Origin of the sequence: Pantoea sp. LMR881 (assembly GCF_027157825.1) — a bacterium.
Lineage (GTDB): Bacteria > Pseudomonadota > Gammaproteobacteria > Enterobacterales > Enterobacteriaceae > Pantoea > Pantoea haifensis.
The window spans coordinates 1-14,559 of sequence record NZ_JAPVOK010000003.1; the positions used below are offsets into that span (position 1 = coordinate 1).

At 56.4% G+C, this 14,559-nt stretch carries 7 protein-coding genes and 9 pseudogenes; 4 read left to right on the forward strand and 12 right to left on the reverse strand.

From position 1 onward, the window contains the following. Nucleotides 1-753: pseudogene (locus O3W44_RS19605) on the forward strand (tyrosine-type recombinase/integrase); the annotation flags it as partial. Between the two features lie 647 nt (nt 754-1,400). Here O3W44_RS19605 and O3W44_RS25060 read toward each other — a convergent pair. Beyond that, the gene (locus tag O3W44_RS25060; RefSeq protein WP_442954677.1) at nt 1,401-1,580 is read right to left on the reverse strand and encodes a hypothetical protein; all 180 of its coding nucleotides are present in this window, start codon (nt 1,578-1,580) and stop codon (nt 1,401-1,403) included. A gap of 95 nt (nt 1,581-1,675) precedes the next feature. Here O3W44_RS25060 and O3W44_RS19610 point away from each other — a divergent pair, with 95 nt between their 5' ends. The 3 genes from O3W44_RS19610 to O3W44_RS19620 are packed head-to-tail and all read left to right on the forward strand — an operon-like array spanning nt 1,676 to nt 2,551. Further along, complete coding sequence (locus O3W44_RS19610) at nt 1,676-1,924, forward strand: hypothetical protein (protein ID WP_269294595.1); 249 nt, start codon at nt 1,676-1,678, stop codon at nt 1,922-1,924. A 35-nt stretch (nt 1,925-1,959) separates the two neighbouring features. Next, nucleotides 1,960-2,463 carry a Na+/H+ antiporter NhaC family protein gene (locus tag O3W44_RS19615; RefSeq protein WP_269294492.1) on the forward strand — a complete coding sequence of 168 codons (504 nt, stop codon included), beginning with the start codon at nt 1,960-1,962 and terminating at the stop codon, nt 2,461-2,463. Beyond that, nucleotides 2,417-2,551 carry a hypothetical protein gene (locus O3W44_RS19620; RefSeq protein ID WP_269294493.1) on the forward strand — a complete coding sequence of 45 codons (135 nt, stop codon included), beginning with the start codon at nt 2,417-2,419 and terminating at the stop codon, nt 2,549-2,551. The genes O3W44_RS19615 and O3W44_RS19620 overlap by 47 nt, the downstream gene beginning before the upstream one ends. 108 nt (nt 2,552-2,659) lie before the next feature. Here O3W44_RS19620 and O3W44_RS19630 read toward each other — a convergent pair whose 3' ends face one another. From O3W44_RS19630 to hpaH, 11 genes and pseudogenes are all read right to left on the reverse strand, one after another. After that, a complete protein-coding gene (locus O3W44_RS19630; protein WP_442954678.1) occupies nt 2,660-3,124 on the reverse strand; it encodes a DUF3156 family protein in 465 nt (154 codons plus the stop codon). A gap of 66 nt (nt 3,125-3,190) precedes the next feature. Beyond that, nucleotides 3,191-4,622 (reverse strand): annotated as a pseudogene (locus tag O3W44_RS19635) (APC family permease); the annotation flags it as partial. 249 nt (nt 4,623-4,871) lie between these two features. Beyond that, nucleotides 4,872-5,240 (reverse strand): cupin domain-containing protein, encoded by a 369-nt coding sequence (locus O3W44_RS19640; protein ID WP_269294494.1) that lies wholly within the window; start codon nt 5,238-5,240, stop codon nt 4,872-4,874. A gap of 15 nt (nt 5,241-5,255) precedes the next feature. Then, a pseudogene (locus O3W44_RS19645) lies at nt 5,256-6,556 on the reverse strand (NAD(P)/FAD-dependent oxidoreductase). A 151-nt stretch (nt 6,557-6,707) separates the two neighbouring features. Further along, a pseudogene (gene pckA / locus O3W44_RS19650) lies at nt 6,708-8,338 on the reverse strand (phosphoenolpyruvate carboxykinase (ATP)). A gap of 37 nt (nt 8,339-8,375) precedes the next feature. Continuing rightward, nucleotides 8,376-8,892, reverse strand: a pseudogene (gene hpaC / locus O3W44_RS19655) (4-hydroxyphenylacetate 3-monooxygenase, reductase component). A gap of 11 nt (nt 8,893-8,903) precedes the next feature. After that, nucleotides 8,904-10,464: pseudogene (gene hpaB, locus O3W44_RS19660) on the reverse strand (4-hydroxyphenylacetate 3-monooxygenase, oxygenase component). Nucleotides 10,465-10,688: 224 nt separating this feature from the next. Then, nucleotides 10,689-11,557, reverse strand: a pseudogene (gene hpaA, locus O3W44_RS19665) (4-hydroxyphenylacetate catabolism regulatory protein HpaA). Continuing rightward, nucleotides 11,554-12,928, reverse strand: a pseudogene (gene hpaX, locus O3W44_RS19670) (4-hydroxyphenylacetate permease). Before hpaX ends, hpaA begins: the two co-directional pseudogenes overlap by 4 nt. 17 nt (nt 12,929-12,945) lie before the next feature. Continuing rightward, nucleotides 12,946-13,746 (reverse strand): annotated as a pseudogene (hpaI, locus tag O3W44_RS19675) (4-hydroxy-2-oxoheptanedioate aldolase). Nucleotides 13,747-13,755: 9 nt separating this feature from the next. Further along, a complete protein-coding gene (gene hpaH, locus O3W44_RS19680) occupies nt 13,756-14,559 on the reverse strand; it encodes a 2-oxo-hept-4-ene-1,7-dioate hydratase (RefSeq protein ID WP_269294495.1) in 804 nt (267 codons plus the stop codon).

The following is a 14,559-nucleotide window of genomic DNA, read 5'->3' on the forward strand; positions in this document are numbered from 1 at the left end:
CTGCGCCGACACCATATCCGGGGGCTGCTGGAAATGCTGCAGGTCAGCGGGCGAGCGCCAGCCACCATCAACACCTATCTGTCAGCCCTGAAAGGCACCGCCCGCGAAGCCTGGATGATGAAGCAGATGGATACGGAGAGCTGGCAGCAGATTCTGGCGGTGCGCGCAGTACGTGAAGCGACGACGCGCGGACGTGCGCTGGCACCGGAAGAAATTCACGCTCTTTTTCGCAGCTGTGAACAGGACGCCGGCTGCAAAGGGCCGCGCGATGCTGCCATGCTGGCGGTCATGTTGGCTGCGGCCTGCGCCGTTCAGAAGTAATCACTCTGGACTACGCCAGCATTCTTCATCAGAAGGTGGCGCTGCTCGTGCAAGGGAAGGCAACAAAGAGCGTCTGGCATTTATGCCGGACAGGGTCTGGCAACGCATTCATATCTGGACCGACACCATCCGGGGCGAACAGGAGGGACCGCTTTTTACCCGCATACGTAGCGGTGACGATGTCACTTTTCGGCGCCTGACGCCGCAGGCGGTTTGCTCAGCATCCTTGGCCAGCGCCGGGTGGAAAGCGGTATCGGTGAGTGCGCGCCGCATGACTTACGCCGCACCTTTGCCTCAATGATGCTGGATAACGGGGAAGACCTGATTACCGTCCGGGATGCAATGGGGCATGCCAGCGTCACTACCACGCAGAAATATGACCGTCGCGGAGATGAGCGTCTGCGTAAGGCGGCGGACAGAATGAAGTTTTAAGAGTGGTAAAGCAGAATTCTGATGCGGGTTGCAGATGGCAACGGTATATAAACACCCACCAGCCTTTATACTTAACCATGCACAGGCTATCCCCATTTTCTGTGGATAAAAATATTATCAAATTAAAAACAACGCGTTAATTTTGGGTGTAATCCAGTTTCTAGTTTCAGAGATTGTAGGTGCGCTGCCTGTTCTTCATTGCGGCACCTTAACATTTTCCTCGCGCCTTTGTTCTGGCGGAACAGTCGGAAGCGTAAATACCGTCCCGGTGACACCTGTCAATGCCAGTCATATAGTTACACTGCCACCCTAATCGTACAGCCTCCCCGCTGGAGACGCAGATTCAGGCTTTATCAAATGGCGAAAACTTCCGGTGACGCGATGCTCAGCGCCTAGGCTGCATGCGCGCCGGCATGCAGGCTAAGCCGCCAGTACTTTCTCAAAAATTGCACCAGCAACTGCCAGAGATGCTATGCAGCAGGCGTAAACGATGATCGGCGCTGCGTAACAGGTGACATTGCCTTTCGCGCGCGATGCGATGCCGAACAGGCACGGCAACCAGATGTCGTAATGTTAACGCCTCCTCAACTACTTTGCGGTCATAAATGCGATGCCCATTTCCCGCCTGACTTAAAGCGATTGCGCTGCTAAAGGTTACAGCTGTATGCCGGACTTAATACCAGCCTCTCCTGGTTAAACATGACATTCATATAGCTCTGGATCCGGAAATCCTTATTCATACCAATAAGCGGATATCGGGGGAGATCGGCGACGTCAACCTGCTCCCTGAAGGCGACGGGATGATCGTTCCGGACAATCGCGCATATGGGTCCACGGTTAAAGCTGTGGCATTTGTTCCCACCGGCCTGCTCGTCGCCCGTTCCCTTGGCTTATCCCGCTAATCGGCACGGCTCTGGTTTACCTGACATGTGCGGCCGGGTTCAACGTTTCTGTCTTAGGGCCCGCAACTACCGGCCTGACCCAGCATCTGGCGCAACTGCCGCTCTTCTCAGGCATGCTGCTGCGCGGCATAACCTGTTTACTGTTTGTCATGACGGTGATGTTTTATCTCATCATTAAAGTGAAGCGCATGCGTGCTGATGGTCAGGTTCGGACAGAGCAAAGCATGCAAGCGATAACAATCTGGCCATTACCGGCCGTCATAAACTGATCCTGATTACCTGCGCGGTAACACTTCTGACATTTATGGTCGGCACTGTACAGCTGCACTGGGCGACCAATGAAATGTCGGCGATGTTCATTATTCTGTCGATTATTGTCGGGATAACTGGAAGCATGTCAGGCTCAGCAATTGCTAACACATTTCTTGCCGGATGCTCCCAGCTGGTAAAGGGGATTTATCGTCGGTATGGCGGGGCAATTTCTGTCGTACTGCAGCAAGGTAATATACTGGATCCGATAGTGGGATTTTTGTCCGTTCTGCTGGCTCCTGTTCATCCGGCCATAGCCGCCGTAGGCATGTTTATTAGCGCAGCCCTGATGCATTTCGGTATTTCATCGGGATCGGGCAAGTCTGCGCTACTGATTTCTGTTTTTTCACCGCTGGGCGATAACCTGGGGCTGACGCGTCAGGTGACCGTGCAAACGGTACTGTTAGGCGAAGGGATTGTTAATTCTATCAGTCCTACTTCCGGGCGTTTTGATGGCTGCGCTGGCAACCGCAAATATCTCCTTCGGCAAATGGATTAAATTTGTCGCGCCGGTGGTGGCGATCTGGTTTGTTATTTGTGTGGTAACGCTTTTAATCGGTGTGGCTGTCAACTGGGGACCCTTCTAGCGAGGTATTACAGTCAGCCAGGTAATACGGCCTGTAGCGCAAAAGAGCCAGAGCAACTAGTGCGCTGACTCTACCAACATATCAAAAGCCTCGCTTATCATCTTCAGACTACTCAGCAAAGCACACGCTGCGACTGCTCAAGGCGTAAATAGCGCCGCAGCGGCGGCATACGGCAATAACTTCGCTCGCCGCCCACGGCTCGATAACGCAAGACCATTGCTGCGCATCAACCGTCAGTGTAATGCTGCGATAATCGAGCTCGGCCAGCGTTTCACACAGCCGTGGAAAGCCGTTCAGCCAGGCAGCCAGCATTTGTCCCGCGGGCTGTCGCGAGCGGAACCGCACCGGTCGCCGACGCAGCCACCCCGGCTGATGCACCTCAATGCGGCAGTGCGTTGTCTGTGGCGCTTCGCCTCGGCAGCTAAAGTGGCTGCTGATAATCGAGGCCATAAACAGCCGTCGGGTGCGCAGCCCGATCATCACCTGTTGTTTTGCGCCCAGCTGCAGGTGAAAACCATCGTTTTGTTGGCTCAGCGGCCAGCCAGCAAGATCGCGTGCAAGGGCTGTCAGCATGGCAGTTACACCAGCGAACGCAGCATCGTCAGGCACCGCTGGCGCAGGGTCGCCGTGGCGCGCAAATGCGCGATCCAGCACCTCTTCAACCGCCACCGGTCTAAAGGGGTTCACGCGCTGCACCAGCACCGTCCACACAAGGCGTAGCCTGCGGTCACCGCCAGCATAATGCCGAACGGGATGAGGATATCGCTCTTGTTCATTCCCGGCGGCGTAATATTCAGAATGGCGATGATAATGCCCGCGCTGGAGATGATTTGCGGTAGCGGAAACAGTGGCGAACGATAGGCGCGTGGGCAGATCGGGCGGCGCAGGCGCAGCAGCACCACCGACAATGTCACCAGCAGATAAGCGACGCCCCAGGCGCATACCGCCGCGAGGATCAGCGGCACTATACGGTCGAGATTGCCCTGAAGATACCACGCATGCAGGCAGGGAATTGCAACCGCGACCGCGATCGCTACCAGCGGCGTTTTAAAGCGCGGGTGAAGCCAGGTAAGCACGCGCGGCAGCGCGCCATCCAGTGCCATACCATAGAGAATGCGCGGCACGGCGGCCATTAGCGATTAATCGTGGCCGCGCCCGCCGTTAGCAGACCGAAGCCCAGCCAGTATTGACCAAAGTCGCCCATTACGCGATGGGCGAAGGCGGGATCGCCAGCGGCGTGTCGAGCAGATGCACGCCGCTGGCGGCGTCGACCACCACGTTTTCAACCTGGCGATTGATCGCCGCGCCGTACAAAACATGCAGGGAGGCGACGCCGCACAGGCCCGAGCGCCATGGCGCGCGGAATAGTGCGATGCGCCTGTTTGATTTCCGGTGCCATAGGAGTCACCAGTTCGCAGCCGACAAACATAAACATAGCCATGCCGATATAGCCGAACAGTCCGGAAATGTCATGCAGATCCAGCGCGTTGCCGAACCACCCTGAATGGTGCGTTGCTGGCACCATCAGCACGCCACAAAGGCCGAAAATGGCCAGCGTGGCCCACATCACAAACGTCAGTACCACTTCAACCTTGCCGAAAATCTCAACGCCGAGCGCGTTAAGAAGGCCAAACAGAATAACCAGGCCAACACCTACCAGCCAGGTGCTGTGGTGAGCATCAAGATGCGCATTAATCGATTCGAAGTTCACCAGCGCCATAATTCCCGAAAGAATGGTTTCCGCCGTTCCGGCAAAAATATGTACGATCAGATAGGCGCATAGCGCGCCGACAATGGCGAAGAAACGGCCCATGCCGCAGGAGATATAGTCGTAGACCGATCCAGTGGTCGGCATCAGCGTGGCCGCTTCGGAGAACGTTGTGATTTGCGCCTGCATCATAATAAAAGCGATCAGTACCGCAAGCGCGAAGGTGTCACCGCCCATGCCGAAGCCGCTGGTAACGGTCAGGATTACCGGGCTGGCCATAATCAACCCCACCGAACTGGCTAAGGTTGTTGGAAAACCTACTACGCCGCGCTCAAGAAGCGACCTAAGTTTGTTATTGTTCATACTTACCCCGGAAACATGATTAACGGTGATACGCTCAGGCTCATTAAAAGCAGGCTTGGGTACAGGGGAATATCGTCCGAAGGAATGAGATTCGAACGATCAGACAGGGCTTAATGTTTTGTTATCAGAGTGTTACTTAAGTTTTGTTCTGTCATCTGTTTTTCACATGAACGTGATCTTCTACGCGTTTTTAAGCGCAGGCTAAAGCAGAGTAAAGGGGAGACGGCGGCTCGGGAGCCGCCCAGTGAACTAGCGTGATTCAACGTTGGCGAGGTAGCACTTAACAAAGCGCGGCGTCAACACTTTCCACAGGACTGCAGTGCCCTGTTCGGCAAACCAGGTATCGCCTTTCTGGTAGCGCGTGGTTCTCTCGGTGGCTTCGACCGTTAGCTCTACTTCTCCCTCCAGCACAGTGGCCTGTTCAGTGAATGGATAGGTCATGCTGAAACTGCCTTGCGTTGACGAGAACAGGCCACAGGAGAAGGCATCCTGCGGTTCGCCATAAATCATCAGGCCCGCCACCTGCGGATCGCCCTCTATCGGTGTGGCACCAAGCAGGCTGACGCTGCCAATCGGATGCAGGTCGGGGATGGGATCGTTTAACTTTATCGATTTCATTTTTTCTCCAGTCGGTTAGCTACGGCCTTTCCAGTAGCCAGCGGTTTGATGTAATAACTTGCCAGCCGTCACCAGCATCAGACGCATGCTGTCGCGGCCGTGAATACGGGCGTGCGGAATTTTGCTCATCAGGTCGTAGCGTGCAGAACCGCCATTTATGCCCTCCGCGAGCACTTTGCAAACGATATGCGACGGCGTAACACCAAAACCGGAGTAGCCCTGCACATAGAACACGTTGTTATGCTGACTCAGGGTGCCGATTTGCGGGAACAGATTGGCGCTGCACGCCATCGGACCGCCCCAGGCGAAATCGATCTTTACGTCGCGAAGATAAGGAAAACCTCCAGCATTAGCGTGCGGTTCCAGGCTGAAAAATCGCGCGGCGTGTACTCAACGAAGCGTGTAGCACTGCCAAACAGCAGGCGGTTTTCGCGGGTCAGACGGTAATAGTTGATTACGGGACGAATATCGCTGAATGCGCCGCGGATAGGGCTGAGGCGTTCCACCAGCTCATCGGAAAGCGGCTCGGTGGCAATCTGATAAGAGTACGTCACCAGCGTTTTGTTATGGATTTCCGGTTCAAGATTATTGAGGAAGCTGTCGCACGCCCACAGCAGTTTAGCGGCGCGTACGCTACCCATCGCTGTGCGGACCCGTACCTGTTTGCCGTACTCCACCTCCACTACGGGCGAAGATTCATAAATTTTCACACCCAGTGAGGTCGCGGCCTGGGCCGATCCCAGCAGCATATTAAGTGAATGAATCTGACCGCCGCCCATATGCTTAAGGGCCGCGCAGTAGACGTCCGAGCCCACTACCTTCTGAACGTCGCTTCCGGTATAAAGCGCAATATCCTGGCTAGGCTCTGCGGCTTTAAACTCCCTTTTCCCACTGGCGCAACGTCTTTCCTGCCGCTTGTTGTAAGCGAGATAGCCATAGCCAGGTACAAAATCCGCATCGATCTGGTACTTCTGGATACGCTCGCGGATAATACCCGCGCCCATATTTGCCATCGCGAACAGCGACGCCATTCCTTCCTTGCCGACGTGCTTCTTTACCGCCTCGATATCATGGCCGATGCCTGCCATCACCTGGCCGCCATTGCGGCCCGTACCGCCGTAGCCCAGGTGGCGTGCTTCCAGAATAACGACGCGGGCAATGCCTTGCTCTGCCAGTTCCAGCGCGGTATTGACGCCAGAAAAGCCGCCGCCAATGATCACGACATCCGCGTCGATATCCTCAGTCAATGCTGGAAAGTGCAGATGATACTTTTTCGTGGCGCTGTAGTAGTTCAGCGCATCAATTTTGATGTTCATCCTCGTGCCCTGTCTTAAGGTCTGACCGGATGAAATAACACCACGTTGCCCAGAGCAGGTACTATCGCCCATAAGAAGGAGGCGGAATCGCCGTGAGCAGGTTATGTGGGCCAGCCCACAAAAAACCCGGCGGAGCCGGGTAAAAAAAGCGCTATTTAAAGACGGTCTGGGCCAGCGGCAGCGATCGCCTTGCCACGCTCCGTATTACTGAATTTAGCGAAATTATCATGGAACATGGTCGCCAGTTCGCGGGCTTTGCGTGTCCACTGGTCGGGGTTTTCCCAGCCGTTACGCGGGTCGAGCAGCTGGCGATTGACATCTGGCAGCCGCAGGGCATTGAGAGGTTAAAGACGGGCAAAGTAGCTCGCGGTACATCATCCAGCTTGTCCTCCAGAATCGCATTAATAATCGCGCGCGTGTCTTTGATAGAGATGCGTTCGCCTCGACCATTCCAGCCAGTATTCACCATCCATACCTGCGCCTGTGACTGTTCGATGCGTTTCAGCAGCACGTCGGCATAATCATTTGGATGCAGCGTCAGGAACGCCGCGCCAAAACAGGCTGAGAAGGTTGGCGTAGGCGCGCTGATACCGCGCTCGGTTCCAGCCAGCTTAGAGGTAAAACCTGAAAGGAAGTACCAGGCTACCTGATCGCCAGTTAACTGGCTAACGGGCGGAAATACGCCAAAGGCGTCGGCCGTAGAAAAATAATCTTCTGCGCGTGCCCGGCGGCAGAGACCGGCCTGACGCGGTTAGCGATATGTGAAAGAGGGTAGGAAACGCGAGTGTTTTTCCGTTTTACTGCCGTCGGCGTAGTCAGTCTCGCCACGGGCGTTCACTACCACGTTCTCCAGCAGTGCGTCACGCCGGATCGCCTGAAAAATTTCCGGCTCGGCATCGGGCGAAAGATTGATTGTTTTAGCGTAGCAGCCGCCCTCATAGTTAAACACGCCGTCATCGTCCCAGCCATGTTCATCATCGCCAATCAGCTGACGCCGCGGATCGGTAGAAAGAGTGGTTTTCCCCGTTCCCGACAAGCCGAAGAACAACGCGACGTCGCCCTTAGCGCCAACGTTGGCGGAGCAGTGCATCGATGCGACACCGCGCGGCGGCATCAGCGTATTCATGATCGAGAACAGTCCTTTTTCATTTCCCCGCCGTACCATGTGCCACCGATCAGCTGCATCTTTTCCGTCAGGTTAAAGGCCACAAAATTCTCGGAGTTGAGTCCCTGTTCCCGCCAGTGCGGATTGGTACACTTCGCGCCGTTCATGACCACAAAATCGACTGGAAAGTTGCGTAGCTCATCGGCTGTAGGACGGATAAACATATTGGTGACAAAGTGCGCCTGCCAGGCAACTTCCATGATAAAGCGTACGCCGAGCCGCGTTTCGGGATTAGCACCGCACCATGCATCTACCACAAAGAGGCGCTTGCCGGAAAGCTGCTCCGTGACACAGGCTTTTAGCGACTGCCACACGGCTGGCGTTATGGGCTGGTTATCATTCTTGCCCAGCCCGGCGTCGGCCCACCACAGTTGGTCGCGACTGGCATCATCGCGCACAATATATTTATCTTTCGGCGAGCGGCCGGTGAATTCTCCAGTGTCGACGGCGACGGCACCGGAGGTCGTCACTGCGGCCTTCTCGTAGCCGGTAAGCGTCGGACGCGTCTCTTCTGTAAACAGCGTAGCGTAATCAGGGTTATAGATAATTTCCGCTATCTGGCGCAGGCCAAGGTGTTCCAGCGAGGCGAGCAGCGCTGCTGAGATCTCCATCTGCATTCTCCATCAGGAAAAGGGGCGCAAGCGCCCCGAAAGATCAGGCCGTCACTTCATGCTGGTGTTGCGGCGTGGCATGGAACTGACGCTTGAAATAGATCAGGCCCTGGCCTTCGCTGGCCAGCGTGATATTTTTAATCTCAAGCAGATAGACCCGATGGGTGCCGATGCTCTGTATCTGCTGGATTTCCCCCTCAAGACTGGCCAGTGCCTGTTGCAGGATCGGCTGCTGCAGCGCGCCTTCCCGCCAGCCCTCCAGCGTAAAGCGCTGCTCCATACTCAACTCGGTCATTCCGGCAAAATGACGCGCCATGTCCTCCTGCTGGTGGTTAAGCACGTTGACACATTTTACCGTTCTGCTCAAACACCGGTACCATGGCGCTGCGATTGTTAATGCAGACCAGCAAGGTGGGCGGCGTATCGGTAACCGAACAAACGGCGGTGGCGGTGATGCCGCAGCGTCCGGCGCTGCCCTGCGTAGTGACAATATTCACGGCTGCGGGCAGGCTGGCCATCGCGTCGCGGAATTTCAGACGATGCTCTTCTTCTCTGGACATAATTACCTCGCTTACTTCAGCAGACGATCAAGTTGATTGATGTCGGTGTTGTTATGCAGATGCGGTACGGTCCAGCCGTTGCGGTCATAGTCAGCCAGGCAGCGATCCACCATCTCCATCATGCTTTTCATATTGCCGGAGCCCTGCGCATGGCGCGACACTGCAAACGCACTTCATCCTGGCTGCCAGCGTAGTTAATCTCATACAGCTCATGGCGGCCGCCGAATTCGCTGCCAATGGCGTCCCACATTAGCTTCAGGATCTTGATACGCTGCTCGTGATCCATGCCGTTGGAGCCGCGCACGTACTGCGCCAGGTAGCGGTCAATTTCCGGATTGTTCAGGTCGCGCACGCTTGAAGGCAGGTAGATCAGGCTGCTGGTCACATTGCTCTCGATGATGTTTTTGATTTTTGCGTAGGCCATCGGCGCCATTACGCGATAGGTCTGCATCGCCTGCATATCAGGCAGCCACGCGCCGTTTTTCCACGGCTGCGCCTCTGCTGCCATCGCATCGCTCAGCGACCAGAACAGGTTGCGCCACGCCACGACCTCTCCCAGCGCCGCCTGTACACCGCGAAACTCCAGCACACCAGAGCACTCAAGGCTTTTTTGCAGCAGTGCGGTCACGAAGTCGAGCTTTACCGCCAGTCGCACGCAGGCCTGCATCGGGTAGAGACGAGCGAAGCCGGCTTCGATACTCCAGCGGCGGCAGCGGTCGAAATCGCGATAAATCAAGACGTTTTCCCACGGGATAAGTACCTTATCCATTACCAGGATTGCGTCGTTCTCATCAAAGCGGCTGGAGAGCGGATAGTCGAACGGTGCGCCCGTCGCGCCCGCAACCAGTTCATAGGAGGCACGGGAGATAAGCTTCACGCCATCGGCATCCATCGGCGCGACGAACATCAGGGCGAAGCTGGGATCGTCGCCCATGACCTGGCAGAGCCGAAGCCGATAAAGTTGTAGTGGGTCAGCGCCGAGTTGGTGGCAACCACTTTGGCACCGCTGACGATAATGCCAGCGTCTGTCTCTTTCTCGACCTTGATATAAACATCTTTTACTTCGTCTGCCGGCTTGTGACGGTCAATAGGCGGGTTAACAATCGCATGGTTGAAATAAAGGCCTGCTTCCTGAATGCGCTTATACCAGCGGCGCGCATTATCGGCATACTCGCCATAAAACTCCGGGTTAGCGCCCAGCGAGCAGCCGAACGCGGCTTTGTAATCCGGCGTACGGCCCATCCAGCCATAGGTCAGACGCGACCAGTCGGCAATAGCGTCGCGTTGCTGTCGAATTTCATCAGCAGAGCGGGCGAAGCGGAAAGTACGATGGGTATAGCCGCCGTTGCCGGTATCGGTCTGCCAGCAGAGTTTGTCGTGCGACTCAGGCGCATGCAGTGCATCGTATAGCGTAGAAACCGAGCCAGCGGCATTGCGAAAAGCCGGATGCGTCGTCACATCCTTTACGCGTTCGCCATAGATGTAAATCTCGCGTCCATCCTGCAGGCTTTTCAGGAACTCTTCCCCGGTAAAAGGACGGTTAGTGGCTGCGCGATGATCTTCAGGTTTCATAGTGTTTACCTCACAAATGGGACGCTTCGGGTACAAACGCCGAGGGTTGTTATTTAAATGTTTGCTTTGTGTTAACCGATTTAAGCGCCTGAAGCGCGGGGCCGGAAGAGAACTTTCAGGGGATTACTGGTACTTTTCACCACGGGCAGACAAAGTGAGAGCAGGATCAAATGGAATTAAAAAGGCGATGAGGTTTTTCCTCATCGCCTGATCGCGCAGGGGACTTACCGGTTACGGAACTGGCTCGGTGAACAGCCCGCCATTCGATGGAAAAAACGCGCAAAATAGGCGGGATCCTTGTAGCCCAGCGCATAGGAAATCTGGTTAACGCTGGCGCTGCTGAACAGCAGCTGGCGCTTGGCCTCGCGCAGCACGCGCTCGAAAATAAGCTTCTTGGGCGACTGGTTGGCGAAGCGGCGACACATCTCGGTCAGTCGCGACTCGCTGATGCCAAGCTCGCGAGCATAATCTGGCACTGTCAGATGCTGACGAAAACAGGCGTCAATCATGCGGTTAAAGCGGCTGAAACTGACGCATCTCCCGCGCACGCTGGTAGCTGACAGTTCATCCGGTGGCGCTTCGCGCAGCACCTGGTGAAGACGGCCTGCGCCAGCGACACCAGCAGTTGCTCTCTGCCCGGCGCGCGGTGTCGAAATTCTTCCGCTATCAGCGCCCAATAGTGATGCAGCGCCTCCAGCGCAGCGGGTGAAGATTCAAGCGACAGGCAGATGCCGGTGCGGTTAATTGCTTCGGCCTTGCCGGGCCACAGCGACTCCACCAGCGGCCAGATCAGCTCCTGGCGCACCGTCAGCACATGGCCGTCGCTGTCCGATTCGGTGATAAAAGCATGCGGCACCGAGGGCGGCGTCAAAACAAATAAGGGTGCCTTTAGCGCGTAAAAATGGTCGTCCAGCTGCAGGGTGATTTTGCCGGTCACCAGCATATGCAGCTGAAAAGAGCGGTCATGCCAGTGCGGATGCATGTCGCGGCCAAAAAAGCTGGCCAGCCGCGCGAAGGTCTCATAATGCACATCTTCGCCAGCGTAGCGCGCATCATATACCTTGCCGATGTCGATATTTTCAAAGCCGCTCATGGCGTCTCCCGCCGCACGCCGTGCGTCGCCGCTGGACTAACCTGCGGCTTGGCTCTGCCACTTTCGCCCATTGGAATACGTGTCAGCACTAATGCGCCCAGCATCAGCAGGCCAGCTACGAACCATAACCCTGCGCTAAAGCTACCGGTCACGTCGCGCAAAATACCTATCAGCAGCGGGCTGACTGCTGAACCGACGTTGCCCACCGCGTTAATGACCGCCAGTGCAACTGCGCGCGCGGCGAAACTGATCGCCTGATCCGGCGTGGTCCAGAAAATCGCCATTGCGGTAAAGGCGGCAGACGAGGCGATAATAATACCCGACAGCTGCAGCAGTGGATGATCGCTGGCAGAGGCAAGCAGCCAGCCAAGCGCCGCGGTCAAATAGGGCAGGATAGTATGGCGCTTACGCTCCTGCAGGCGGTCCGAGCGACGACTCCACCACACCATTGCCAGAATAGTGCAGGCCTGCGGGATTGCGGCCAGCAGGCCGATAACGATATTGCTACTGCTTTCGTTAAAGCTTTTGAGGATCTGCGGTGTCCAGATATTGATAGCGGCTCAGCGTATTGGTCAGGCAAAAGTAAGCCAGGGTATAGAGCAGCACGACAGGCGTTAGCACCTCACGCCACAGCGGTTTGCGCGCAGCGAAATCTGGTTTTGGAATTTCACGCTCGCGATCCAGCATCGCCGTCAGCGCGCGCTTTTCGTCGTCGTCCAGCCAGCGCGCCTGCGCAGGGCGATCGTCGAGAAAAAACCAGGTGACCACGCCGAGAATCACTGAAGGCAGCCCTTCCAGCAGGAACAACCACTGCCAGCCTTTGAGGTTAAAGAAGCCGTCAAGTGCCAGAATATAGCCTGACAATATGGAGCCAAGCATCATGGTCACCGGCATGGCGATCATAAATAGCGCGTTGGCGCGCGCACGGTAGTGGGCTGGAAACCACCAGGTGAGATAGACCAGAATCCCCGGCAAAAAACCCGCTTCGGCGATGCCGACCAGCATGCGCAGCAGGTACAACGTTTGCGCGCTGGTGGCGAACAGCGTGCAGGTTGAGGCAATGCCCCACAGTACCATAATGCTGGCGATCCAGCGCCGCGCGCCGACGATACCTAACATAATGTTGCTCGGGATGCCGCACAGTACATAGGTGACATAAAAAAGCGTGGCCGCCAGACCGAACATCGTCGAAGTCAGACCAAGATCTTTGCCCATGGTCAGTCCGGCGAAACCAATGTTGATACGGTCAAGAAAGGAGAAAACAAACAGGACGAACAGGAAAACAATCAGACGCCTGAAGAGTTTCTTCATTACGCGCTGTTCCGTATCGGAAAGGCGTTTTTCATCATTCTGTTGCGTGGTGGTCGTCATGGTTTTCTCCCGGCGGCTTAATATACGCTCTGTTCGCCGCCTGCTGATTGCTGAAGACTGGAAGTGAATCGAGCGGCAAGCGGCTTCGGCGCTACGCGCCAGTAACGTGGTGTCGACGCCGACCGCAACGAACAGCGCCCCCGTTGTAGATAGCGCTGCGCCAGCGATTCGTTCGCCATCAGAATGCCAGGCGCTTTGCCGGCTGCGAGGATCTGCTCAATACACTGGTCGATGACCGCCTGCACCTCTGGATGTGCAGGATTGCCCATATAGCCCATGTCGGCGCTGAGATCGGCCGGCCCGATAAACACGCCATCAACGCCCTCGACTGCCAGAATTTCCGCCAGGTTCGCTACGCCCTGGCGCGTTTCAATCTGCACCAGCAGACAGATCTGCTCATCGGCCTGTTTCAGATAGTCGGGAACGCGATTCCAGCGCGAGGCGCGCGCCAGGGCGCTGCCTACTCCACGTATGCCGCGTGGCGGGTAGCGGCAGGCTTTGACTGCGCTGCGCGCGTCGTCGGCACTCTGCACCATCGGCACCAGCAGAGTCTGCGTACCGGTATCCAGCAACTGTTTGATAATTACCGCGTCATTCCACGGCGGACGCACAATGGGATGGCTGGGATAAGGTGCCACCGCCTGCAGCTGGCCAAGTACGGAGCGTACGTCGTTTGGCGCATGTTCGCCGTCAATCAGCAGCCAGTGGAAACCCGCGCCCGCTACGACTTCACCGCTATAGCTGTTCGCCAGCCCAAGCCATAGCCCAATCTGCGGCTGCTTCGCGGCCAGCGCCTGTTTGAAGGTATTAATCAGCATGTGTTCTCCTCAGACGAAACGGCAGCTAATGGCGCCCATCACGCCGTAATCGACATGAAAGGTATCGCCTTTGCGTGCTGCGACCGGACGGGTAAAGGAGCCGCCAAGGATGATCTGTCCGGCCTCAAGCCCGACGTCATGAGGTGCCAGCTTGTTCGCCAGCCAGGCGACACCGTTGGCCGGATGGTTGAGTACTGCTGCCGCAACGCCGGACTCCTCTATCACACCGTTGCGATACATCAGCCGCGAGATCCAGCGCAGATCCAGCGCGTCCGGTTTAATCGGCCGTCCGCCCAACACCACACCTGCGTTCGCGGCATTGTCGGATATGGTGTCAAACACCTTGCGAGGGCGCTGCGACTCCGGATCGATGCCGTGACAACGCGCATCGATGATTTCCAGCGCCGGAATGATGTAGTCCGTAGCGTTATAAACATCGAATAGCGTACAGTTCGGGCCACGAAGGGGTTTCGCCAGCACAAACGCCAGCTCGACCTCCACGCGCGGCACGATAAAGCGATCGGCTGGAATGTCGCTACCGTCATCAAAGAACATATCATCGAGCAGCGCGCCGTAGTCAGGCTCGCTGATCTGCGAGCTGGCCTGCATCGCTTTAGAGGTCAGGCCAATCTTGTGACCTTTCAGTACACGGCCTTCGGCTATTTTGGTCGCTACCCATTCGCGTTGAATGGCGTAAGCGTCGTCAATGGTCATGGCGCTGTGACGCAGCGAGAGCTGGCGCGTCTGCTCGCGGCTTTGCTCCGCCTGGTGGAGCTCACGCGCCAGATTTTTAATAGTTTGTTGATCTAACAT